The following is a 21,916-nucleotide window of genomic DNA, read 5'->3' as shown; positions in this document are numbered from 1 at the left end:
CGCCGTCCGGCCCCGCCCGTGGCACCCGTCCCGACCCACTGGGCACCCCTGCATCCCTGGAGGTTTAATGACCGCGCCGTTCCGAGTCGTCAGCTACGGTTTGAACGATTCCGAGGCGGGCTTCCTGGCCGTCGAGGACGCCGTCCGCGCCGCCGGCGCGAGGATCCTGGCGGCCAGTGACGGCGGTGACTCCCGGTACCGGGTGCGGACGCTCACGGTGGAGTACACCGGTCCGGTGGCGGACCTGCGTGCGGTCCTGCCGGGAGCGGGCGATGCCGCCGCCGGAGCGCCGGTGCGGCCGGTCGGGACCGCGGTGGTTCCCGGTGCGGTTTTCGGCCCGGGGCGCACGTTGCTGGTGCTCGACGTCGACTCGACGCTGATCAAGCAGGAGGTCATCGAACTGCTGGCCGCCTTTGCGGGCCGCGAGGCGGAGGTCGCCGCCGTCACGGAAGCCGCGATGCGCGGTGAAATCGACTTCGCCCAGAGCCTTCATGCCCGGGTCGCCGTCCTGGCAGGACTGCCCGAGGCGGTTCTGGACAAGGTCGGCGCCCAGATCGAGCTGAGCGAGGGTGCCGAGGTGATGGCGGAAGCGTTCCTCGGGGCAGGCCACCTTGTGGCGGTGGTCTCCGGCGGGTTCAGCCAGATCCTCGACCCGCTGGCGGCGCGCCTGCGCCTGACCCACGCCAAGGCGAACGTGCTGGAGATCCGCGACGGCCTCCTCACCGGTCGGGTGTCGGGCCGGGTCATCGACCGGGCGGAAAAGGAGCGCTCCCTGCGGCGGTGGGCGCAGGACGCCGGCATTCCGCTTGAGCGGACCATCGCGGTCGGCGACGGAGCGAACGACCTCGACATGCTCGGCGCCGCCGGGCTCGGGGTGGCGTTCAACGCGAAGCCCGCCGTGCGGGCAGCCGCGGACGCCTCCGTCGATCTGCCCTACCTCGACATTGTGCGGAACTTCGCGGGGATCTAAGGCCCGCACCGGCACCGTTCCCTGGGATCCCCAGCGGCGCGTAACAGGTCCAGCCGGCGCAGCGACAGTGTCGGTGCCGGTCACTACACTGGGACGCATGACCGGGCACGAACCGGCCCAGCCCCGGGCCGCTGCGGATCCCCTCGACGGCACGCGCGTGGACGCAGCCGTCCCTCCGACGCTGGACGGGGCGGATGCGGCGCCGCCGCCTGCGGACAGCGACGCCATCGACACCTCCCTGCGCACCCCGGCGGAGCGGTCCCGCACCTTCGCCGGGATCCTGATCAACACTGCCCTCGCCAATATCACCACCAGTTACCTGTGGTTCGCGCTGACGTTCTGGGTGTACCTGGAGACGCGCAACGTGATCGCCACCGGTGTGGTGGGTGGGGCGTACATGCTGCTCATCGCCCTCTCCAGCATCAGCTTCGGCACCTACGTGGACCGCTACCGCAAGCTGGCCGTGATGCGCTTCGCCGCGGGCTTCACCCTCGTCATGTTCGTGCTGTCCGGGATCATGTTCGCCCTGGCGCCCACACCCGCGCTGCTTGCCCTGACCCGGCCATGGTTCTGGGTCTTCACCCTGATTATCCTGATCGGCGCGGTGGTGGAGAACCTGCGCAACATCGCCCTCTCCACGACGGTCACCATCCTCATCGAGCCGGACCGGCGGGCCAATGCCAACGGGCTGGTGGGCATGGTGCAGGGCCTGATGTTCATCGTCACCTCGGTGCTGTCCGGGCTGTCGGTGGGGCTGCTGGGTATGGGCTGGACGATCGTCGTCGCCCTGGTGTTCACGGCGCTGGCTTTCGCGCACCTGCTGACGCTGAGCATGCCCGAGGAGGTGCGCGCGGCAGCGACGGACGCCCACGGCGGCTTCGATTTCCGCGGCTCACTGGCCGCTGTGCTCGCCGTGTCGGGGCTGTTCGCGCTGATCCTGTTCTCAACCTTCAACAATTTCGTCGGCGGCGTCTACCTGGCCCTGATGGATCCCTATGGGCTTGAGCTTTTCCCCGTGGAGCTGTGGGGCACCTTCTTCGCGCTCGGTGCCACCGGGTTCATCGTGGGCGGCGCGCTGATTGGCAGGTTCGGGCTGGGAGCCAACCCGCTGCGCACCATGCTCCTCGCGGTGATCCTGATGGGGGTCCTCGGCGCGGTGTTTACGCTGCGGGAGTGGGCGTGGCTGTACATCGCCGGCATCTGGCTCTACCTGGTGCTCGTGCCCTTCGTCGAGGCTGCCGAGCAGACGGTCATCCAGCAGGTGGTGCCCCTGCAGCGGCAGGGGCGGGTGTTTGGGTTTGCCATGGCGTTCGAGTCCGCGGCAGCCCCTATCACCGCGTTCCTCATCGCCCCGATCGCGCAGTTCTGGATCATCCCGTATGCACGCTCCGACGAGGGCGCCGCCCAACTGGCTCCGCTGCTGGGAGAGGGCACCTCCCGCGGCATCGCCCTGGTGTTCTTGGTGGCCGGAATCATCCTGATTCTCGCCGCCCTGCTCGCCTTCCTGACGCCCGTGTACCGCCGCGTCTCGGCATCGTATGCGAAGACCGCGGCGGAGGCCAAGAGCGCCGCCAGCGCCGCTCCGACGTCCCCGCGGTGAGGCGCAGTCCGGGAGCCCGGCCAGCCGGTCACCCGCTGGTCGCACAGCTGCACCCCCCGTACTGTCGATGGAGTCGGCGGTGGTCCGCCGCACCATCAGGGATCCGCGACAGGGGGACCTGATAGCCTCGATCGCTAGTTGGACGGCTCTGGAGGGGGTCCTGAATGTGGTTTGACTCATGGGCGCAGATTCTGAGGGTGCTGCTCATCGGCTCGGTTTCCTATGCCGCCCTGGTGCTAGTGCTGCGGGCCTCGGGCAAGCGCACGCTGGGGCAATTGAATGCCTTTGACTTCATCGTCACCGTTGCGTTCGGGTCGACGCTTGCCACGATCCTGCTCAGTTCAGACGTCGCCTTCCTGGAGGGGGTCACGGCCCTGGCACTGCTCGCGGCACTTCAACTGGTCGTCGCCTGGGTATCGGCGCACTGGCCCCGGGCGCGCTCCTTCGTCACCGCGCAACCGGTTGCCCTTGTCATCGACGGAAAGCTTCAGCACAGCCAGCTGCGTCGAAACCGGCTGACAGAGTCCGAGGTGCTGCAGGCGGTGCGCGGCAGCGGGTTCGGGGACCTCTCCAGCATCGCCGCCGTCGTGCTCGAGACGAATGGGACGATCAGCGTGATCGCCCAAGCCAAGGCCGGCAGCGGGTCGGCCCTGGATGGTGTGGCCAACCGTTTCGGGGAAGAATCGCCGTGACGGGGCCCGCCGCCGGGCCCGGCACCGCTCCGGCGGCGTCCGACAGACTCCGCAGCGCGGAGGTCCTCGCCCGCCGGCTGGATAAACCCATGGGGATCCTCGGCGTGATCTTCCTCTTCGTGGTCCTTGGGCAACTCCTCGCCGAGGACCCGGCCGTGGTCCTGGCCTTCAGCATTGCCGGTTGGGTGTTCTGGGCCGTTTTCGTCGCGGAATTCCTGCTGCGGGCCTATCTTGGCGGCTTCAGCAGGGCGTTTTGGGCGAAGAACTGGTGGCAGCTTGTCTTCCTGCTCGTGCCGTTCCTGCGGTTCTTCCGTGCGCTCCAGGTCCTCCGGATCGTCCGGATCGCGCGGTTTGCCCGCTTCGGAGGGATCCTGTCCGCGGGAATCCGGGGGTCCCGGTCGGCGGGTCGACTGCTCTCGAGCCGGATCGGCTGGCTCGCGGCCGTGACCGCCGTCGTGATCCTCGCCGCCAGCCAGCTGCTCTACGCAACCGGTTCCCACACCTCCTACACCGAGGCGCTTTTCGAAGCCGCGATGGCCACCATCACCGGGAGCGGACTGACCCCGACGGATCCATTTGCCCGCATTCTTCAGGTGCTGCTGGCGGTCTACTCGGTGGCCGTGTTCGCGACCCTTGCCGGATCCCTTGGGGCTTTCTTCCTACGGGACCAGGACCGGGCCCGGGCCCCGGAGGCACCGGTGGCGGATGAGGCCGGACACCGGGCGCGCCCCCGGCGGGAAGGGTGAGCGTGCAACCGACCGTGGCACAGAGTGTGGTGGGCGCACTCCTGATCGCCGTGCTCCTCGCGGCGCTGCACCTGGGCGCCCCGCATATCCGCAAGCTGCCGCTCGTTCCCGAGCGGTACACCGGCTCCTTCGCGGGAGGCCTCGCCGTCGCCTATGTCTTCCTGCACCTGCTGCCCGAGGTGGCCGAGGGCAGCAATGCCATCGGAGAGGCTTTGGAGGATTCCCTCACCGTCACTCCCCTGCTCGACCTGGGCATCTTCGTTGTCGCGCTCACCGGATTCACACTGTTCTACGGGCTCGAGCGCATGGCCGCACGCGCCGGGGACCGCAGCGGTGGGACAGACTCCGGCTCCGCGGGAGTCTACTGGCTCCACCTTGCGTCCTTCATGGCGTACAACGTGCTCATCACGTACACCATGGCGCTGCGGGTGCGCACCGGAGTCCTGTTCGCCGTTCTCTTCACGGTCGCGATGGGTCTTCACTTCATCCTGACGGACCGCGGCCTGGAGGAGCACTACCCGCGGCGCTTCAGGTCAACCGGCCGCATCCTGCTGGCCGGGTCCCTGCTGGCGGGATGGGTGCTCTCGGCCCTGTTTGCGCCGACCAGCACCCTGGTCGTGGCGTTGCTGACCTCCTTCCTTGCCGGGTCGGTGCTGCTGAACGTCTTCAAGGAAGAACTGCCCTCCAACCGAAACTCAAGCTTCGCCTGGTTCGCCGTGGGCCTCGTGCTTTACGCAGTCCTCCTCACGGTCATCACCGCGCTCAGCGAATAGCGGGGGAACGCGCGCTGTCCTGGTGGTGCCGCACAGCCAGGCGCACGATGCTGCCTGCCACCCGGTCCACCGCATCGAAGGACTCGAAGAAATCCGTGCTGGAACGGTCGCAGTCGATGCGGATGAAACCGTCGTGGAGCAGGCGGTCGCGGCATGCCATCGGCAGGTCGGCGACAGGGGTAGCGAACGCTCCGCGCAGCCCCGATACCCTGCCGCCTCCGCCGGCCTCCATCTGCGATGACGGTACGCGGTCGCGTCCAAGCTCCACGGACCTCACCACACCGACCCGTTCGCCCGCCCGATCGAAAACCTGCATTCCCTCACGGATCCTGCCGAAAATGTTTATGCTTCCAGTCCCAACTCCTCTGCCCCCGGGTTTCCGAGGAGCACAATCGTCGGATCTGTTGCGTGTTCTGGGCAGTGCCTGCCGCTTATCTGCTTATGTCGGGGCCACCTCATAGGCCTCGGTTTGTCCGCCTGCGTCCGGCGCGGTGCCCGCCGGTTATCGCTGCGCTCCCGGCGCGGGGGCGGACCGAGCGGCCCCGCCTAACTGCGGCGGTAGCCGGCGGCGTCTGCGGGAGGATGGCGCCGCTCTTCTCCCAGCCTCGGCAAGCATCCGGTGCGTGGGACCCCTGGTCTATTCCATCGTTACCCGGGACCGGTCCCTGCGACCCAGCTGTGACCGGAACGTCACCAAGCTGTGGTGCGGGCCCCGAGGGGCGGAGCGGAGTGCCATCGGGCACCGGAACCTCCACAGCCTTCCGGTCGCCGCCTGCCCGTATCATCAGTTCCGTCCGTGATCCGGGCGGGGCCGACCGTCGGTCCGGGCGTCCTGGACCGTGTTTGGGGCTAGGGCAGCGAGTCCGGCGCGGCGGGCGAGGTCACCCGGTTGGCGCCTGGGGGCGTTCGACCGGCCGGCCCGTTCTGGCGGATTTCCAGCCGACCAATGCAACGCCTGCCAGAAGCGCTCCGAGGCCTCCGACCGCGAGGTCGGCCATGGTGTCGTTGTATCCGACGTGGATCTCCTCGGTGAGATAGGCATTCGCCGCCCATTCGAAGAACTCCCAGACAACCGCAGCGGAAAGTCCCAGGGCTAAGGTCATGGCTGCGATGGAACGGCCGCGAAGCACCTGCCCATCAGCGGTGCCCGGGGTCAGACCCGTGCGGGCCAGCACAAGGAACAGTGCCGCCGCCGTTGCTCCGGCCGTAATGAAGTGGATCAGCAGATCCCACCAGGAGATGGCCCGATAGAGCCCGGCGATCCCGCTCCAGGTCGCCACGAAAATATTCAGGCAAAAACCGAAATCGAAGGGACCGGGCAGGCGGGTGATCCGTGGAACGAGCAACCCAAGAAACACGATGGCAAAGCCCAGTGTGTCGGGCTGCCCCATCCCGGCCGCGCACACGCTGATGCTGAGTGCAGCGAGCAGTCTGACGACGTCGGCGGCCCGGCGGGTGCCGTGATGCCATGATCGGGCCGCTGTCGGCGTACTCTCTGCCATGGTGTGTCCCTTCCCGTTGTTCGGCGCGGCCCCGTCCGGCGCTCCGGACGGGGCCGCGCATCCAGTTGACGGTCAGCTGTCGGCGGGGACAGCGGTATCGACGCTCTTGGCCTCGACGTAGGGTTCACCGTCCCAATCTTCGAATGCCTCATCATCAAGGTCGATTCCCATTTCCTCCTCGACTGTTGGAAGGTCAAACGCCTCACGGACGACCCCTGTGACGCTGACCGTCAGTTCCGGGGCCACCTCGGGCAGTTCCATGTCATGCACAACCAGCAGAGCCTCGACGGTGGTGTCGTCGGTGCCGGCGATGGTGAATGACATCGGAGACATCACCTCGTTCACATCTGCGGACAGGGTCACTTCCTCCCCGACATAACTCTCCCGATCGTCGAAGAACGTGCTGTCATAGACCCCGTTGTAGGGTTCGACTCCACCCGGCGCCTCGGTGCCATCGGCCTCCTCGTCCACGATGTCTTCCACATCGGCGCCCTCCTCGGTGCCCGCGGTGCTGTCGCAACCCACGAGCCCCAGTGCGGTAATCGGCAGCATCGACATCGCAGCAGCCCGCATCGCCCATCGTTTCCTGGTCATCGATTCCATGACTCCTCCATATCGCTGGGGCCGGCAGCGCATCCGGTCCGCATTGTGGTTGGTTCCCCGCGCCGTCCAAACAACCTAGGCAGCACCGCTTCCGGTCCCCAACCGGCTTCATGGGTCTGTGACCTCGAGACGGGGCGCGAGACCGGGTTGTGGCGCAACGTATACCGGACCGACGCCCGAGGTGGACCGGCCCAGCCGGGGCGTTTACCGGATTGTGAGGTTCAAGCCGCCGAGATGGTGTACATAATGGGTCGATGGCATCGAACCCACATCAGCCCCGGCGGAGCAGGCGTGCACCCGCCGGATCCGGATTGCCCGCGGCGAGAAGACCGGGGAGAGCAGCCCTGCTGATCATTGCCGGCGTCGTCGTGAGCGCCGTTCTGGCGGCCATCAACGGCCTGCAACTCGCCTCCCTGCAGCGCGCAACGGGCGGCCTGGCCATGCCCGATACCCTGTTGACCGGGTACGACAGCGACTACATCACCCGCGTGCAGTCACGCATGACCGACGAACTGTACGAGCGCTACGGAGCATCCCACTACCTTTGGGATGTCCTGTTCCCGGTCGTCTTTGCGGCCACTGTCATGCTTCTGATCTCCACCATCACCCGCGGCAGGAAAATCCGGTGGTTTCTGCTGCCCGTCCCGGTGGTCTACGTCGTGGTCGACATCACTGAAAATCTGCTCCTCGAGGCGGTCTTCGCGGCGGAGTCTCTGGGGCCCGGCGCCGTTGCCGCCGCGTCGACGTTCACCATCCTGAAATTCGTTCTTTTTGCCGCGGCTGTGGCCGCGGGTCTTGCCGCTCTCCTGACCAGACCGAAGAACGCGGCGCCGCCGAAGCGCTGACACCAGCTGAACAGGGGGCAGCGGCGCGCGTCGTTCTGATCCTCCGCACCGAGCGGATCGGTGCATGTTGACCCGCAAGGTGCGACAGGCAGGCCCGCCGGGGACATCGGCGCGAACCCCGGAATGGAAGACGCCGCCTTCCGCACCGGCGACCCGGAGATCCCGTTACGGCTGATGCCTGGGAGCGGTTAGTCTTCTGGCATGACGTGCACCGAGGAAGACCCAGGAGCCCGCCCCCGGACCCGGAGTGGGCAGCAGTGAGCGGGCAGGTCTCCCGGAGCACCCTCCGGGATTCGCTCCGCACCCAACTCTGGCCCATTCCCCTGCTGGCGCTGTTCGTGGCCCTCATCCTGGGTCAGCTACTGCCACTCCTTGACCGTGCCATCCAGGACCGGGTTGCACCGCTGTTGTCGGGTCTGCTGTTCAGCGGAGGTCCCGAGGCGGCCAGATCGCTCATGGAAACCATCGCGGGGTCGCTGGTCACGGTCACGTCGCTGACCTTCTCGCTCACGGTGGTGACGCTGCAGCTGGCCAGCAGCCAGTTCTCTCCCCGCCTGCTGCGCACCTTCACCCGCGACCGGTTCGTCCACAACACGCTGGCCCTGTTTCTCGCCACGCTGGTGTTCGCGCTGACCGTTCTTCGCAGTATCAGGGCGGAGACCTCGACGGACCCCGGATTCGTCCCCGAGATCTCCGTAACGTTCGCCTTCGTTCTTGCCGTGGCCAGCGTCATCGCCCTCGTCCTTTTCCTGGCGCACCTGTCACGGCAGATTCGGGTTGAAACCATGCTGCGGGACGTCCACGCGGAGGCCAACGTGGCCATCGCCCGGATCTTCCCCGAGGATGACCAGCCCCGGCCGGACAGCGGATTCGCTGGGAGACCGCACGGCGTGGTTCTGGTCAGCAGTTCATCCGGGTTTTTGACGGGAATCGATGAGGACCGGGCGTTGAGTGCCGCAACCGATACGGGGGTCCTCATCTCCGTGGACGCCGCCCCGGGCAGCTCCCTCATCGTCGGAATCCCCTGCGCGAGGGCCTGGGACCCCGACGGGACGGCCATTGATCCGGCAGTGCGGGAAACCGTGGAAAAGAAGCTGAACGCCGCCCTCAGGACAGGCTTTGAGCGCACGTCCGTACAGGATGCCGGATTCGGGCTCCAGCAGCTGCTCGACGTCGCCAGCCGCGCGCTCTCCCCGGGGGTCAACGATCCGACGACGGCCGTTCACGCCGTGGCCCACATCTCCGCGGTTCTGTGCTCGCTGGTATCGCGGAATGCCGGCCCCAAGACCCTGCAGGACGAGGACGGCACGCCCCGGGTGAGGTTGACGTACCCAGGCTTCCCCTCCCTGTTGGACCAGGCCATGGGACAGCTGCTCACCTATGGCATGACCGACCCCCGGACCGCGGAGCGCACGGTCCAGATGCTCCGGGAAATCGCCTGGACCGACACATCCGGGCGGCACCTCGACGCTGTGCTCCACCAGCTCTCCCGGACCCGCGCCGTCCTGGCCGATTCCGGCTTGAGCGACTACGAGCGGAAGCGGCTGGAGGAGTGCTGCGGCACCGTCGAAGCGGCCACAGCAGGGGTGTGGCCCGCGGGACCCACGATGGACCGCTGAGATCCCGTACACGGCTCTTTCACCGCAGTACCGACCGACCTGGACGGCGAAGGCGCAGCGGCCAGGGTGGGGCGCGCAGCCCGCCGCATCTTCAGCCCTGCGGCACGAAGCCGCGCGCTCCCCCGACCAGTTCGGTGTGGCCGGTCGGCACGTCGGCGGTGACCATCTTCACGATTTCCGCAGCGAACTCCGCCACTGAGTACAGCTTGCCTGCTTCGCTGCGCCGCGCCTCGATCGCACCGGGGGCCGCGCGGTCCAGCAGGGTTGCGGTCACCGTGCCCTCAATCATGTCGCCGGAGACGATGACAAGGCGGATGCCCTTCTCCTCGAGCATCGGGATGAGGTCGCGCAGCGCGTCCTCACCGGCGCGCTTGCTGCGGGCCACCGGCTCGTAGGCGTCCATGGTGGGCACGGTGTCGATGAAGTGCGCCTGATGGCTGGTGACAAACACCACGCGGGAGCCGGCGGGCATGACCTCCGCGGCGGCCTTGAGCATATTGACCTGGGCATCCCGGTTGAGCTTCAGCGCATAGTCCTCGCCGACACCGCTCTCCATGCCTCCCGACGCATTCAGCACCAGCAGGCCAAGCCCCCCGAAGCTGCTCACCGCGGCGGCGACCAGTGCGGCCGGGCCCTCGGAAGTGGTCAGGTCGGCGCCGACGGCGACGGCCCGGCCGCCGGCACCCTCGATCCCGGCGACCACCTTGTTGGCCCGGGGGGCCTTCTGCCGGTAGTTCACCACGACGGCCGCGCCTTCGGCGGCGAGCAGCTGGGCCACATCGGCCCCGATGCCCCGTGATGATCCGGTGACGATTGCTCCAATGCCGTCCAAAGCACCCATGACTACTCCTTCTTGGCGCGGGCTGGTTCCCACGCATCGTGACTTCGCGTTTCCCGTGCGGCGGCAGCGGACGCTGCCGCCGGAATGCTGATGGGGCCTAGTGGCCCATGCCGAGGCCGCCGTCGACCGGGATGACGGCGCCGGAGATGTAGCCTGCCTCCTCGCTGGCGACCCAGCGCACCACCTTGGCCACCTCGTCCGGGGACGCGAAGCGCCCGGCGGGAATGGTGGCCAGATAGCTCTTGCGGGTGTCCTCGGGAAGCTCCGCCGTCATGTCGGTGTCGATAAATCCCGGGGCGATGACGTTCGCGGTGATGCCGCGGGAGCCCAGTTCGCGGGTAAGCGAGCGGGCGATGCCGACCAGCCCGGCCTTGGAGGCGGAGTAGTTGATCTGGCCGGGGGCGCCGTAGAGACCGGTCACAGAGGAGATCAGGATGACGCGCCCGCGGCGCAGCCGGATCATGCCCTTGGAGGCGCGCTTGATCACCCGGAATGCACCGGTGAGGTTTGTATCAATGACGTCGGTGAAGTCGGTTTCGCTCATGCGCAGCAGCAGCGTGTCGCGGGTGATGCCGGCGTTGGCGACGAGCACCTCGACGGGCCCGTGGGCGGCCTCGACCTCGGTGAACGCCGCGTCGAGCTGCTCCTCACTCGTCACGTCGGCCTTCACGCCCAGCAGTCCCTCCGGCACCTCGCCGCTGCGGTAGGTGATCGCCACCTTGTCCCCGTTGGCAAGGAACGCATTCGCGATGGCAAGCCCGATGCCCCGGTTCCCACCCGTGACGAGGACGCTGCGTCCGGGCCTGTCTTCATCGCTGCGACTTGTTTCCTGCACAGGGATCCTCCGCTTCTCGCTACACGTTGTTACTTAACGAACTCATGTCAAAGTGTCCCGTCGATCCTAGCCGTGAGGCAGCCAACTTTAACAACGGGCGGTGGGATGAGATGATGGATGAAGCCCCTTGGGAGTGGAATGAGCAAGCAGACCAGGCACAGCAGGCACGACACCGACGTTCACAGCATTTCCGACGCCCGGGAGTCCCACACCGACGAAATGCGCTCGCGCATGATCAAGTACTCGATCTCAATGGGCATCCGGATGGTATGCCTCATCCTCGTCTTCTTCGTCGAAGGGTGGATGGTGTGGGTTGTGATCGCGGGGGCGGTGCTCCTGCCCTACTTCGCCGTCATCATCGCCAACGGGGGCAGCGACACCAGCGACATCCGCCACACCGACGCCCTGCTCGACCGCGCGCCGGTGCGCGAAATTGAAGCCCCGACCAGCCCGGTCGAGACGGAGGACCCCGGTCCAGACGTCCTGACCGGAGAGATCATCGAGGAGGAGCGTTTGGCACCCACCGATGACCACAATGAGAACGACGATCCGCTGCGCGGAAGGACGGACACCGCCGCGTGAGCACACCCGGTTTCAACATTCTCGACTCCCTCTCGGGTGCCCCTCAGCAGGCGGCCGAATCGACGGTCTGCTCGCGGAAGGGCTGCCGCGAGGCGGCCGAATGGCAGCTGCTGTGGAACAACCCCCGCATCCACACCCCTGAGCGCCGCAAGGCCTGGGCCGCCTGCGCCGCCCATGTCGACTGGCTGCAGGACTACCTCCAGGTCCGTGGGCTCTGGAAAGAGACAATAACGCTGGCTGGCGGTGCGTCCTAGGTGTACCGGTTCCTGATCTCCCGCCGCTGGCTCGGCTGGTTCGCGCTGGTGATGGCACTGGCGGCGGCCTGCGCCGCACTGGGCATGTGGCAGCTGGAGCGGCGCAATGCGGTGGTGTCCGACATCGGACGCATCGAGGCGAACTACGAGAAGTCCCCCGTGCCCTACGCAAAAGGCACAACCGACTTCGCCACCTACGATCCCCTCCGGGAATGGACTCCGGTTCGGCTCACCGGCGAGTACGACACGGCGGGGCAGGTCGTGGTGCGTAACCGCCCGATGAACGGCCAGCCCGGCTATGAGGTGCTCACTCCGCTGCGCCTGGCCGACGGCACGGCTGTCATCATCGACCGGGGCTGGCTGCCCATCGGCAATGACCGGGCGGGGAGGCCGGATTCGATCCCCGCACCGCCGGAGGGAACCGTCACGGTCACGGCGCGCATCAAGCCCGGTGAGCCGGCAGTGAATCGGGGCGCCCCGGAGGGCCAGGTCGCCTCGATCGACCTCAAGGGGTACGCCGCGAAGCTCGGCTACCCCGTACAGACCGGCGCGTACGGGCTCATGGCCGCCGAGGACCCCGCGCCGGCGGTCGCCCCCTCGCAGTTCCCCAAGCCGTCACTGAACGAGGGACCGCACCTTTCCTACTCCCTGCAGTGGTTCGCCTTCGGCGTGCTGCTCTTCGTCGGGCTCGGCTATGCCGCCCGGCAGCAGGCCCGCCTGGACCGCGAAGAGGCGGGAGGCCGGCCGGAGGCGACCCGGCGTCCCGGGCGGCGCCCCACGGCCGAGGAGGCCGAGGACGCGCTCCTGGACGCCCAGGGCTACCGCTGAGCCGCTAGGCCAGCGTCACGAGGTCGAGGTAGTCCTCGTTCCACAGGTCCTCGACGCCGTCAGGCAGCAGCACGACCCGCTCTGGCTTGAGGGCCTCGACGGCCCCCTCGTCGTGGCTGACCATGACGACGGCGCCGGTGTAGTTGGCTAGTGCCCCAAGGATCTCCGCCCGGCTGGCGGGGTCGAGGTTGTTGGTTGGTTCGTCGAGCAGCAGGACGTTCGCCGAGGACGCCACGATGGTCGCCAGCGCGAGGCGCGTCTTCTCACCGCCGGAGAGCACCCCGGCGGGCTTTTCGACGTCGTCGCCGGAGAACAGGAACGACCCCAGGATGCCGCGCACCTCGGCGTCCTTCATGTCCGGTGCCGCGCTCTTCATGTTCTCGAGGACCGTCCGCTCGGTGTCGAGTGTCTCGTGTTCCTGCGCGTAGTAGCCGACCTTGAGGCCGTGGCCCGGGATCACCCGGCCCGTGTCGGGGGTGTCGACGCCGGCGAGCATGCGCAGCAGGGTCGTCTTCCCCGCACCGTTGAGCCCGAGGATGACCACCTTGGAGCCGCGGTCGATGGCCAGGTCCACGTCGGTGAAGATCTCGAGGGACCCGAAGGACTTGCTGAGGCCCTCGGCGGTCATCGGAGTCTTGCCCGAGGGCGAAGGGTCGGGGAACCGCAGCGCGGCGACGCGGTCGCTGGCACGGACCGCATCGAGGCCGCCCAGGAGCCGCTCGGCGCGCTTGGCCATGTTCTGGGCCGCAACGGCCTTCGTGGCCTTGGCGCGCATCTTATTGGCCTGGTCCATGAGGACCTGGGCCTTCTTCTCGGCGTTGGCGCGCTCCCGCTTGCGGGCGCGCTCGTCGGTCTCACGCTGCAGCTGGTACCGCTTCCAGCCCATGTTGTAGATGTCGATGGTGGCCCGGTTCGCGTCGAGGTGGAACACCTTGTTCACTGTGGCCTCGAGCAGGTCGACGTCGTGGCTGATCACGATCAGCCCGCCCTGGTGGGTGCGCAGGAACTCGCGCAGCCAGGTGATGGAGTCGGCGTCGAGGTGGTTCGTCGGTTCGTCAAGGAGCATCGTCTCGGCGCCCGAGTACAGGATGCGGGCCAGTTCCACCCGGCGGCGCTGGCCGCCGGAGAGCGTGCGCAGCGGCTGGTTCAGGATGCGCTCGGGCAGGGCGAGGTTGGAGGAGATCGCCGCGGCCTCGGCCTCGGCGGCGTAGCCGCCGCCGGCGAGGAACGCCGCCTCGATCCGGTCGTAGCGGTTCATGGCCTTGGACCGGACCGAGGTGTTCTCGCTGGCCATATCCTCCTGCGCCTGCCGGAGGTCGCGGACCACGGTGTCGAGGTTGCGCGCGGAGAGAATCCGGTCGCGGGCGAGCTGGTCCATGTCGGGTGTTCGGGGGTCTTGCGGCAGGTAGCCGATCTCCCCGCTGCGTGAGACCGAGCCGGCCGCCGGCAGGGATTCGCCGGCGAGGACCTTGGTCATGGTGGTCTTGCCGGCGCCGTTCCGGCCGACGAGGCCGATCTTGTCGCCGCGGTCCACGCGGAAGGACACCGACTCCATCAGCAGCCGGGCTCCTGCTCGCAGCTCAAGGTTCGATACGGTAATCAATTCCGTGGCCTTTCGGTGCCCCTGTGCGCTGCACAGGGGCATTTTTTGTCGATAATCTACAAAGGAATGTTGCGGTTCCGGCGCTATTCTCGGGATGAGACGCAATGCGGTTGTCACATTGCCACAATGCCGCATCCACTCTGGATGCTGCCTCGATCCAATACCGCGAGGAAGAAACCATGAGCCAGGCCCACCCGAGTTCCTCCGGGGCAGCTGTCGTATCCCGTCGGCGCGCCCGGAAGCGGTGGAGTTCCACCGATCTGTCATTGATCGCAGTGTTCGCCGCGCTTATTGCCGCCCTCGCAATCGTACCCGGTATCCCGGTCGGCGCGCTCGGGGTGCCGATCACGCTGCAGACGCTCGGGGTGATGCTCGCCGGGGTGGTCCTCGGTCCCGGCCGGGGTGGGGCCGCCGTCGGGCTGTATGTCCTGGCGGGACTGGCCGGCCTTCCGATCTTCAGCGGCTTCCGCGGCGGCCTTGCCGTCCTCGCGGGACCGTCCGCCGGCTACCTGATCGCCTTCCCGCTGGCCGCGATGCTCGCCGGCTTCCTCGCCACCGTGCTCCTGCGCCGGACCCGCAGGTTCCGCGTGGGCGTGCTGTTCATTGCCTGCTTCACGGCGAGCCTCCTGCTCATCCACCCGCTCGGAATCACCGGGCTGGTGGTCAACGGCGGGCTGAGCGTAGGAGATGCGATCGCCGCGGACGCCGTCTTCCTGCCCGGAGACGTTCTAAAAAACCTGCTCGCGGCCGGCATCGCGGCTGCGGTGCACCGGGCGTTCCCCCGGCTGCTGCCGCGCGCAGGCGCCGCTGCGTCGGGCCATGATGGCGCCGAAGGAGCCGCACGCACGGCATGATCCGTTTCACCGATGCGTCAGTCACTGCCCCCGGAGAGGACGGCGGCAGCCGCACCATCCTGCACCCGGTCACCCTCGAGCTGGGCGAGCACCGCATCTCGGTGGTCGGCGCCAACGGCTCGGGGAAATCGACGCTGCTCAAACTGATCAACGGGCTGACGCTGCCCACCTCGGGCAGCGTCAGCGTCGACGGCCTCGACACTGCCCGGCGCGGCAGGGAGGTCCGCCGCAAAGTCGGCTTCGTATTCACCGATCCCCTGTCCCAGCTGGTCATGCCCACGGGCCGCGAGGACGTCGAGCTGTCCCTGCGCGGCCGGATCCGGCGCGCGGATGAGCGCCGGGCGGCCGGCATGGAAGTGCTTGAGTCCTACGGCATCGGCCACCTTGCGGACCGCTCGATCTACGACCTTTCCGGCGGTGAGCGCCAGCTCCTGGCGATCGCGGTGGTGGCGGCAGTCGATCCCGAAGTCCTCGTCGCCGACGAGCCAACCACCCTGCTCGACCTCCGCAACGAGCAGACCATCCGCACCGTGCTCCGCGGACTCCCCCAGCAGGTGCTCTTCACCACCCACAACCTCTCCTTCGCCCAGGACAGCGACCGCACCCTCGTGCTCGACGACGGCCGCGTGGTGTTCGACGGCGACCCGGTCGACGCCGTTGCCTTCTACCAGGAGCTGTGCCTCCGGTGAGGGGCCATGGCCAGCTCCTCGGCCTCTACGTTCCCGGGCAGTCGCTGCTGCACCGCGCTCCGCTGGCGCTCAAGGCCCTTCTCTGCGTGGGGGCCAGCACCCCGGTGGTGCTGATCCGCCAGCCGCTCACCACCGCCGCCGGGCTCGTTCTGTTCCTTCTCCTGATGACCCTTGGTGCCCGACTGCCGCTGCGGAAGGTGCTCGGCGCCCTGGTGCCTGCGCTGCCCGTGCTGGCCCTGCTCGCTCTCTATTCCGGGTTCACCCGCGGCCCGGAGGCCGCCTTCGTGGTGCCCGGAGGCATCGCCGTGTGCATCCTGGCGGCCCGTCTGCTGACCGTCACCACCCCAGGGCAGGAACTGCTCGACGGGCTGGTGCGCCTCGTGCGTCCGCTGCGGCGGCTGGGAGCCGACCCCGAACGCTTTGCCCTCGCCCTGTCCATCATGGTGCGCAGCATCCCGTACCTGGTGGGTTCGCTGTCGGACCTGCGGGACGCGGCGAAGGCCCGCGGCCTGCAGCGCAGCCCGCGGGCCGTCGTGGTCCCGGTGGTGGTCAACGCCGTCGCCTATGCCCAGGCCACCGGCCAGGCCCTGGCCGCCCGGGGCCTCGGCGAGCACACGGATAGTGATGACGAGCCCTAGGGCGCCGCACCTCGGAGGGAACTTTTGGAGAATTCACCGAGGTGGTGGAGGGCTTGTCTGCCGCGAGGACCTCTTGCGTGGCGGCTGTCCCTCAGGTTCCGAGGACGGCAAAGGGGCGGCTCCATGGGAGCCGCCCCTTCTCGCTTACATGCGCGCCGGAGCGCGGACCTGCGGTCGTCCTAGATGTTGAACCCGAGGGCGCGCATCTGGTCGCGGCCGTCCTCGGTGATCTTCTCCGGGCCCCACGGCGGCATCCACACCCAGTTCAGCCGCCAGTCGTCGACCACGCCGTCGAGCGCCTGGCCGACCTGCTCTTCGAGCACATCGGTCAGGGGGCACGCGGCGGTGGTGAGCGTCAGGTCGATCAGGAGGGCGCCGTCCTCGGCGTACTTCAGCCCGTACAGCAGGCCCAGGTCAACGACGTTCACCCCGAGCTCGGGATCGATGACATCCTTCAGCGCCTCTTCGACGTCTTCGAGCGCTGTCTGCGCTGCTTCTACTTCACTCATCGTTTTTCCTTTCCCGGACGGGGACGTCGGGCCTACGCCTCGACGGCGGGGGTGGTTGCTGCGAAGCGGTCGTAGCCCTCTTCTTCGAGCCGGTCGGCGAGCTCGGGGCCGCCCTCTTCGGCGATGCGTCCGTCAACGAACACGTGCACGAAGTCGGGCTTGATGTAGCGGAGGATGCGCGTGTAATGGGTGATCAGGAGCGTGCCCATCTCCCCCTTTTCGTGCTCGCGGTTCACGCCCTCGGAGACGACCTTGAGTGCGTCGACGTCGAGGCCGGAGTCGGTCTCGTCGAGGATGGCGAAGCGGGGGCGGAACAGCTCGAGCTGGAGGATCTCCACGCGCTTCTTCTCGCCGCCGGAGAAGCCCTCGTTGACGTTGCGCTGGGCGAAGTCGGCGTCGATGCGCAGCTGGGACATCGCCTGCTTGACGTCCTTGGTCCAGTGGCGCAGGCTCGGTGCCTTTCCATCGAGGGCCGTCTTGGCGGTGCGCAGGAAGTTGGTCATGGTCACTCCGGGCACCTCGACCGGGTACTGCATGGCCAGGAAGAGCCCGGCGCGGGCGCGCTCGTCGACGCTCATGGCCAGGACGTCTTCGCCGTCGAGGGTGATGGAGCCGCTGTCGACGGTGTACCGGGGATGGCCGGCGATGGTCGAGGCCAGGGTGGACTTGCCCGAGCCGTTGGGGCCCATGATCGCGTGGGTCTCACCCGTGTTGATGGTGAGGCTGACGCCTTTGAGGATCTGCTTGGAGCCCTGCTCCGTCACGATGCTGACGTAGAGGTCCTTGATTTCAAGGGTGGACATCTGTTTTCCGTTCTCCTTTGCCCTGGCGGCCAGGGCGTCGTCTAAGTGTGCTGGTGCCGGGCCGGTCAGCCGAGCTGGGGGGTGGGTGCTCCGTTGGTGACCGTGGTGATGTCCACGTACACATTGTTGTCGCGGATCTCCAGGGCGAACACCGGAACCGGCTCATAGGCCGGCAGCTGGAGGGGAGCGCCGCTGCGCAGGTCGAACTGGGACCCGTGGCCCCAGCATTCGATGGCGCAGCCCTCGACGTCGCCCTCAGCAAGGGAGATGTCGGCGTGGGAGCAGGTGTCCCCCAGAGCGTGGATGTCACCCTGGGAGTCCCGCACGATCGCGACTGGGTAGTCATCGATGAGCACGCGCAGGGCCTGCTTGATCTCGATGTCGTCGACGCTGCAGATCAGTTCACCCCTCGGGGTGGCCTCCGCGCTCACAGGTTGCCTGCCGCGAGCTCGTTCTCGAGGGCCAGCGCGAGGCGCTCCTCGAGGGCAGGGACCCGAATCTGCTGGATGACCTCGGTGAGGAAGCCGCGCACCACGAGGCGGCGGGCATCCTGCTCGGGGATGCCGCGGGCCATCAGGTAGAACAGGTGCTCGTCGTCGAAGCGGCCGGTGGCGCTGGCGTGGCCGGCACCCTCGATCAGGCCGGTCTCAATCTCGAGGTTGGGCACCGAGTCCGAACGCGTCCCGTCGGTCAGCAGCAGGTTCCGGTTCACCTCGTAGGTGTCGGTCCCTTCGGCTTCCTTGCGGATCAGCACGTCGCCGACCCAGACGGTGTGGGCGCCCTGTCCCTGGAGCGCGCCCTTGTAGGTCACGCGGGACTTGCAGTTGGGCACCGCATGGTCCACCAGGAGGCGCTGCTCAAGGTGCTGGCCGGCGTCGGCGAAGTACAGCCCGTACATCTCGACCTCGGCGCCCGGCGCGGTGAACACCGAGGACGGGGTGAGGCGGACAAGGTCGCCGCCGAGGCTGACGACGACGTGCTTGAAGCGGGCGTCGCGTCCGATCTTCGCCTGCTGCGAGGAGACGTGGACGGCGTCGTCGTCCCACTCCTGCACGCTGACAACGGTGAGCTGGGCGCCGTCGCCGACGACGATCTCGACGTTCTGCGCGAGCGTCGCCGAGCCGGAGTGGTCAAGGACCACCACTGCGGTGGAGAACGCCCCGGCCTCGAGAATCAGGTGCTGGGCCGCCGGTGCCTTGTCGGCGCCCAGGACCGTGACGGTCACCTCGGCGTCGGCCACGGTGTTGGCGGGGATGGTGACGACGGTGGCGCCCTCGGCCGCGGCCCAGGCCGCCGCCGAGATGCGGTCCTCGGGGGTGGCGGCGGAGCCGATCCGGGAGTCGGACCTCCCGACAGTCTCCACCTCGATATTGGAGGCGCCGGAGACCCGCACTGAGGGACCGGTCCCGGTGAGGGGGTCGGCATGGAGCCCGCGCAGGCGGTTCAGCGGGGTGAACCGCCAGTCCTCCTCGCGGCCGGTGAGCGGGGCGAAGTCCTCAAGCCGATAGGACTTCAGCCGCTCCCCGCGGGAGGCCTCAGGGACCACTGGGGCGTTGCCGTGGCTGTGCCTCTTCAAGCCGTGCTGAATGGAGCCGGTGTTCAGCTCCGAGAGGCTCTCGCCCTCCTCGCTGAAGCCCGCGATCGCTGCGGGCGCCGAGGACGGCGCACCGATCCGTGCCTTCTCGGCGGGCACTGCGGCGCCGGCCGGTCCGGTCTGGGGCGCTTCGTTGTTCATCTTGGTCGCTTCAGCCATTGCTAGCCTACGGCCCCTTCCATCTGGAGTTCGATCAGGCGGTTCAGTTCGAGCGCGTACTCCATGGGGAGCTCGCGGGCGATCGGCTCGATAAACCCGCGCACGATCATGGCCATGGCCTCGTCCTCGGGCATGCCCCGCGACATCAGGTAGAACAGCTGCTCCTCGCTGACCTTGGACACCGTGGCCTCGTGGCCCATCGTCACGTCGTCCTCGCGGATATCGACGTACGGGTAGGTGTCCGACCGGGAGATGGTGTCGACCAGCAGCGCGTCGCAGCGGACCGTGTTGGCGGAGTTCTTCGCGCCCTCACGCACTTGGACCAGCCCCCGGTACGCGGCGCGGCCGCCGCCGCGGGCCACCGACTTCGAGATGATCGAGGACTTGGTGTTGGGTGCGATGTGGACCATCTTCGACCCGGTGTCCTGGTGCTGACCCTCACCGGCGAACGCGATGGACAGGGTTTCGCCCTTGGCGTGCTCGCCGACGAGGTAGACCGCCGGGTACTTCATGGTGACCTTGGAGCCGATGTTGCCGTCGATCCACTCCATGGTGGCGCCCTCGTGGGCCACGGCCCGCTTGGTGACGAGGTTGTACACGTTGTTCGACCAGTTCTGGATGGTCGTGTACCGGACGCGGGCGTTCTTCTTCACGACGATCTCGACGACGGCCGAGTGAAGCGAGTCGGAGGTGTAGATCGGGGCGGTGCAGCCCTCGATGTAGTGGACGTAGGAGCCCTCGTCGGCGATGATCAGGGTCCGCTCGAACTGGCCCATGTTCTCGGTGTTGATCCGGAAGTAGGCCTGCAGCGGGATCTCGACGTGGACGCCCTTGGGCACGTACACGAAGGAACCGCCCGACCAGACCGCCGTGTTCAGCGAGGCGAACTTGTTGTCGCCCACCGGGATGATCGAGCCGAAGTACTCCTTGAAGATCTCCGGGTGCTCGCGCAGCGCGGTGTCGGTGTCGAGGAAGATCACGCCCTGGCGCTCGAGGTCTTCACGGAGCTGGTGGTACACCACCTCGGACTCGTACTGGGCCGCGACGCCGGAGACCAGGCGGGCACGCTCGGCCTCGGGGATGCCGAGCTTCTCGTACGTGTTGCGGATGTCCTCGGGGAGGTCCTCCCACGTGTTGGCCTGCTTCTCGGTGGAGCGCACGAAGTACTTGATGTTGTCGAAGTCGATCCCGGAAAGGTCCGCGCCCCAGGAGGGCATGGGCTTCCGGTCGAAGTACTTCAGGCCCTTCAGGCGCAGGTCGAGCATCCACTCGGGCTCGTTCTTCTTCGCCGAGATGTCGCGGACGACCTCTTCGCTCAGGCCGCGGCGGGCGTTGGCGCTCGCCTCGTTCTTGTCGGCCCAGCCGTACTGGTAGGTGCCGATGCCCTCGAGTTCCGGGTTCTTTTCCAGGATGTCGCTGATGACCGACTCCGGGACGGGGGTCGGGGTCAGTGGCTTCTGGTCTACTTGATCCGTCATCACGGCCTTCCTTGCTGATGGTTTGGCAAATTCGAGGAGCGGGGTGCGGCGCCGGGCTCGGCGCGGGAGGCACCCGCCGGGGGCGCGGCTGATGTGCGCCCGAGGGGAATGTGGGTGGTGCAGACATGGCCGCCGCTGGCCAGGGTGGAGAGCCTGCGCACGTCGACGCCGAGCAGCCGGGAGAACGCCGCCGTCTCCTGGTCGCAGAACGCGGGAAAATCAGCGGCGAGCTGCTGCACGGGGCAGTGGCCCTGGCAGAGTTGGACACTGAGCAGGGTGCCGCGCGGGGCGGCTCCCCCGGCGGCCGGCCGAGCGGCGCCGGCCGAGCCAACGACCCGGGCCGAGCCGACAAATCCGTCGGTGCTCAGTGCCTCGGCGAGTGCGCGGGCGCGGGCCTCGAGGTTGGGCCCGGCGGCCTCGATCAGCGGGCGGTAGCGCTCCTCCATGCCGGCGAAGCGGGACCGGGCGAACTCCGCCACCGCGTCGGGGCCGGCGGCCGCCCCCAGCTGCTGAAGGGCGGCACGGGCGATGTCGAGGTAGTCGTTGCCGAGCCGGCTCTGCCCGCGCTGGCTGAGCACGTAGCGCCGCGCGGGCCGTCCGGCGCCCGTCGCGGTGCTTCCGCCGCGCTTGACTTCGATGAGCCCGTCACGGGACAGGGCGTCGAGGTGGCGCCGGACGGCGGCCGGGGTGAAGCCGAGCCCGCTGCCCAGTTCCGCGGCGCTGACCGGCCCGCGCTCGAGCACGGCCGAAAGGACCCGGTCGCGGGTGCGCTCGTCGGTGTCGCCCGCAGCGGGGGAAAGCCCCGCCCGCCCGGCGGTATGGTCAACCACACTCATGTCGTCATCCCTCCCGCCCGCGTCAAAAAATACACAACACAATCATGACGTAATGTGCCTTCC

25 protein-coding genes are annotated in these 21,916 nt (G+C 68.0%); 13 read left to right on the top strand and 12 right to left on the bottom strand.

What is annotated here, in order from left to right; all coding sequences use genetic code 11:
• Window positions 1-67 precede the first annotated feature (67 nt).
• From serB to GVV77_RS03480, 5 genes are all read left to right on the top strand, one after another.
• Window positions 68-970: a phosphoserine phosphatase SerB gene (gene serB / locus GVV77_RS03500; protein ID WP_159616409.1), complete on the top strand. Its 903-nt coding sequence runs from the start codon at window positions 68-70 to the stop codon at window positions 968-970.
• Window positions 971-1,067: 97 nt separating this feature from the next.
• Entirely contained in the window at window positions 1,068-2,570 is a 1,503-nt protein-coding gene (locus GVV77_RS03495) for an MFS transporter (protein ID WP_159616407.1), read from the top strand.
• A gap of 164 nt (window positions 2,571-2,734) precedes the next feature.
• Window positions 2,735-3,262: a DUF421 domain-containing protein gene (locus GVV77_RS03490; protein ID WP_159616405.1), complete on the top strand. Its 528-nt coding sequence runs from the start codon at window positions 2,735-2,737 to the stop codon at window positions 3,260-3,262.
• The gene (locus GVV77_RS03485) at window positions 3,259-4,008 is read left to right on the top strand and encodes a hypothetical protein (RefSeq protein ID WP_159616403.1); all 750 of its coding nucleotides are present in this window, start codon (window positions 3,259-3,261) and stop codon (window positions 4,006-4,008) included. The genes GVV77_RS03490 and GVV77_RS03485 overlap by 4 nt, the downstream gene beginning before the upstream one ends.
• Window positions 4,005-4,781, top strand: a complete 777-nt coding sequence (locus GVV77_RS03480) for a hypothetical protein (protein WP_159616401.1) — start codon at window positions 4,005-4,007, stop codon at window positions 4,779-4,781. The genes GVV77_RS03485 and GVV77_RS03480 overlap by 4 nt, the downstream gene beginning before the upstream one ends.
• Here the strand turns inward: GVV77_RS03480 and GVV77_RS03475 are convergent.
• The 3 genes from GVV77_RS03475 to GVV77_RS03465 form a co-directional block, all read right to left on the bottom strand.
• On the bottom strand, window positions 4,771-5,097 hold the full coding sequence (locus GVV77_RS03475; protein WP_159616399.1) for a hypothetical protein: 327 nt from the start codon (window positions 5,095-5,097) through the stop codon (window positions 4,771-4,773). The genes GVV77_RS03480 and GVV77_RS03475 overlap by 11 nt on opposite strands.
• Before the next feature lie 565 nt (window positions 5,098-5,662).
• The gene (locus GVV77_RS03470; RefSeq protein WP_159616397.1) at window positions 5,663-6,283 is read right to left on the bottom strand and encodes a DUF2238 domain-containing protein; all 621 of its coding nucleotides are present in this window, start codon (window positions 6,281-6,283) and stop codon (window positions 5,663-5,665) included.
• A gap of 72 nt (window positions 6,284-6,355) precedes the next feature.
• Window positions 6,356-6,877, bottom strand: coding sequence for a hypothetical protein (locus GVV77_RS03465; protein WP_159616395.1), 522 nt, complete (start codon window positions 6,875-6,877; stop codon window positions 6,356-6,358).
• 263 nt (window positions 6,878-7,140) lie between these two features.
• Here GVV77_RS03465 and GVV77_RS03460 point away from each other — a divergent pair, with 263 nt between their 5' ends.
• Together GVV77_RS03460 and GVV77_RS03455 are read left to right on the top strand one after the other, a co-directional pair.
• Window positions 7,141-7,731 carry a hypothetical protein gene (locus GVV77_RS03460; protein ID WP_159616393.1) on the top strand — a complete coding sequence of 197 codons (591 nt, stop codon included), beginning with the start codon at window positions 7,141-7,143 and terminating at the stop codon, window positions 7,729-7,731.
• Window positions 7,732-7,988: 257 nt separating this feature from the next.
• Window positions 7,989-9,350 carry a DUF2254 domain-containing protein gene (locus GVV77_RS03455; RefSeq protein ID WP_159616391.1) on the top strand — a complete coding sequence of 454 codons (1,362 nt, stop codon included), beginning with the start codon at window positions 7,989-7,991 and terminating at the stop codon, window positions 9,348-9,350.
• Window positions 9,351-9,441: 91 nt separating this feature from the next.
• Here the strand turns inward: GVV77_RS03455 and GVV77_RS03450 are convergent, their stop codons facing one another.
• The gene (locus tag GVV77_RS03450; RefSeq protein WP_159616389.1) at window positions 9,442-10,191 is read right to left on the bottom strand and encodes an SDR family oxidoreductase; all 750 of its coding nucleotides are present in this window, start codon (window positions 10,189-10,191) and stop codon (window positions 9,442-9,444) included.
• A gap of 97 nt (window positions 10,192-10,288) precedes the next feature.
• Entirely contained in the window at window positions 10,289-11,026 is a 738-nt protein-coding gene (locus tag GVV77_RS03445; protein ID WP_159616387.1) for a beta-ketoacyl-ACP reductase, read from the bottom strand.
• A gap of 138 nt (window positions 11,027-11,164) precedes the next feature.
• On the opposite strand from GVV77_RS03445, the gene GVV77_RS03440 reads away from it, so the two are divergent.
• The 3 genes from GVV77_RS03440 to GVV77_RS03430 are packed head-to-tail and all read left to right on the top strand — an operon-like array spanning window position 11,165 to window position 12,690.
• Complete coding sequence (locus GVV77_RS03440; protein ID WP_246199614.1) at window positions 11,165-11,608, top strand: DUF3099 domain-containing protein; 444 nt, start codon at window positions 11,165-11,167, stop codon at window positions 11,606-11,608.
• 17 nt (window positions 11,609-11,625) lie between these two features.
• Window positions 11,626-11,862 carry a hypothetical protein gene (locus GVV77_RS03435; RefSeq protein WP_159616973.1) on the top strand — a complete coding sequence of 79 codons (237 nt, stop codon included), beginning with the start codon at window positions 11,626-11,628 and terminating at the stop codon, window positions 11,860-11,862.
• Complete coding sequence (locus tag GVV77_RS03430) at window positions 11,863-12,690, top strand: SURF1 family cytochrome oxidase biogenesis protein (RefSeq protein WP_159616383.1); 828 nt, start codon at window positions 11,863-11,865, stop codon at window positions 12,688-12,690.
• Between the two features lie 4 nt (window positions 12,691-12,694).
• On the opposite strand, the gene GVV77_RS03425 is transcribed toward GVV77_RS03430, so the two are convergent.
• The gene (locus tag GVV77_RS03425) at window positions 12,695-14,293 is read right to left on the bottom strand and encodes an ABC-F family ATP-binding cassette domain-containing protein (protein ID WP_159616381.1); all 1,599 of its coding nucleotides are present in this window, start codon (window positions 14,291-14,293) and stop codon (window positions 12,695-12,697) included.
• A 179-nt stretch (window positions 14,294-14,472) separates the two neighbouring features.
• Between GVV77_RS03425 and GVV77_RS03420 the strand changes: the two genes are divergently transcribed.
• The 3 genes from GVV77_RS03420 to GVV77_RS03410 are packed head-to-tail and all read left to right on the top strand — an operon-like array spanning window position 14,473 to window position 16,474.
• Window positions 14,473-15,147 carry a biotin transporter BioY gene (locus GVV77_RS03420; RefSeq protein WP_159616379.1) on the top strand — a complete coding sequence of 225 codons (675 nt, stop codon included), beginning with the start codon at window positions 14,473-14,475 and terminating at the stop codon, window positions 15,145-15,147.
• Window positions 15,144-15,836 carry an energy-coupling factor ABC transporter ATP-binding protein gene (locus GVV77_RS03415; RefSeq protein WP_159616377.1) on the top strand — a complete coding sequence of 231 codons (693 nt, stop codon included), beginning with the start codon at window positions 15,144-15,146 and terminating at the stop codon, window positions 15,834-15,836. Before GVV77_RS03420 ends, GVV77_RS03415 begins: the two co-directional genes overlap by 4 nt.
• On the top strand, window positions 15,833-16,474 hold the full coding sequence (locus GVV77_RS03410; RefSeq protein ID WP_159616375.1) for a CbiQ family ECF transporter T component: 642 nt from the start codon (window positions 15,833-15,835) through the stop codon (window positions 16,472-16,474). The genes GVV77_RS03415 and GVV77_RS03410 overlap by 4 nt, the downstream gene beginning before the upstream one ends.
• Before the next feature lie 179 nt (window positions 16,475-16,653).
• On the opposite strand, the gene GVV77_RS03405 is transcribed toward GVV77_RS03410, so the two are convergent.
• From GVV77_RS03405 to GVV77_RS03380, 6 genes are all read right to left on the bottom strand, one after another.
• Entirely contained in the window at window positions 16,654-16,983 is a 330-nt protein-coding gene (locus GVV77_RS03405; protein ID WP_120168199.1) for a metal-sulfur cluster assembly factor, read from the bottom strand.
• 32 nt (window positions 16,984-17,015) lie between these two features.
• The gene (gene sufC / locus GVV77_RS03400) at window positions 17,016-17,786 is read right to left on the bottom strand and encodes a Fe-S cluster assembly ATPase SufC (protein ID WP_159616373.1); all 771 of its coding nucleotides are present in this window, start codon (window positions 17,784-17,786) and stop codon (window positions 17,016-17,018) included.
• A 65-nt stretch (window positions 17,787-17,851) separates the two neighbouring features.
• Window positions 17,852-18,217 carry a non-heme iron oxygenase ferredoxin subunit gene (locus GVV77_RS03395; RefSeq protein WP_159616372.1) on the bottom strand — a complete coding sequence of 122 codons (366 nt, stop codon included), beginning with the start codon at window positions 18,215-18,217 and terminating at the stop codon, window positions 17,852-17,854.
• Window positions 18,214-19,539 carry a Fe-S cluster assembly protein SufD gene (gene sufD, locus GVV77_RS03390; RefSeq protein WP_425483333.1) on the bottom strand — a complete coding sequence of 442 codons (1,326 nt, stop codon included), beginning with the start codon at window positions 19,537-19,539 and terminating at the stop codon, window positions 18,214-18,216. Before sufD ends, GVV77_RS03395 begins: the two co-directional genes overlap by 4 nt.
• A 2-nt stretch (window positions 19,540-19,541) precedes the next feature.
• Entirely contained in the window at window positions 19,542-21,017 is a 1,476-nt protein-coding gene (sufB, locus tag GVV77_RS03385; protein ID WP_120168205.1) for a Fe-S cluster assembly protein SufB, read from the bottom strand.
• Window positions 21,017-21,853: a helix-turn-helix transcriptional regulator gene (locus tag GVV77_RS03380; protein ID WP_159616371.1), complete on the bottom strand. Its 837-nt coding sequence runs from the start codon at window positions 21,851-21,853 to the stop codon at window positions 21,017-21,019. The genes sufB and GVV77_RS03380 overlap by 1 nt, the downstream gene beginning before the upstream one ends.
• Window positions 21,854-21,916 lie beyond the last annotated feature (63 nt).

Origin of the sequence: Arthrobacter zhaoguopingii, from assembly GCF_009828605.1 — a bacterium.
Lineage (GTDB): Bacteria > Actinomycetota > Actinomycetes > Actinomycetales > Micrococcaceae > Arthrobacter_D > Arthrobacter_D zhaoguopingii.
Note: the sequence above shows the minus strand (reverse complement) of the source record. Positions and strands in the feature narration are given on the sequence as shown.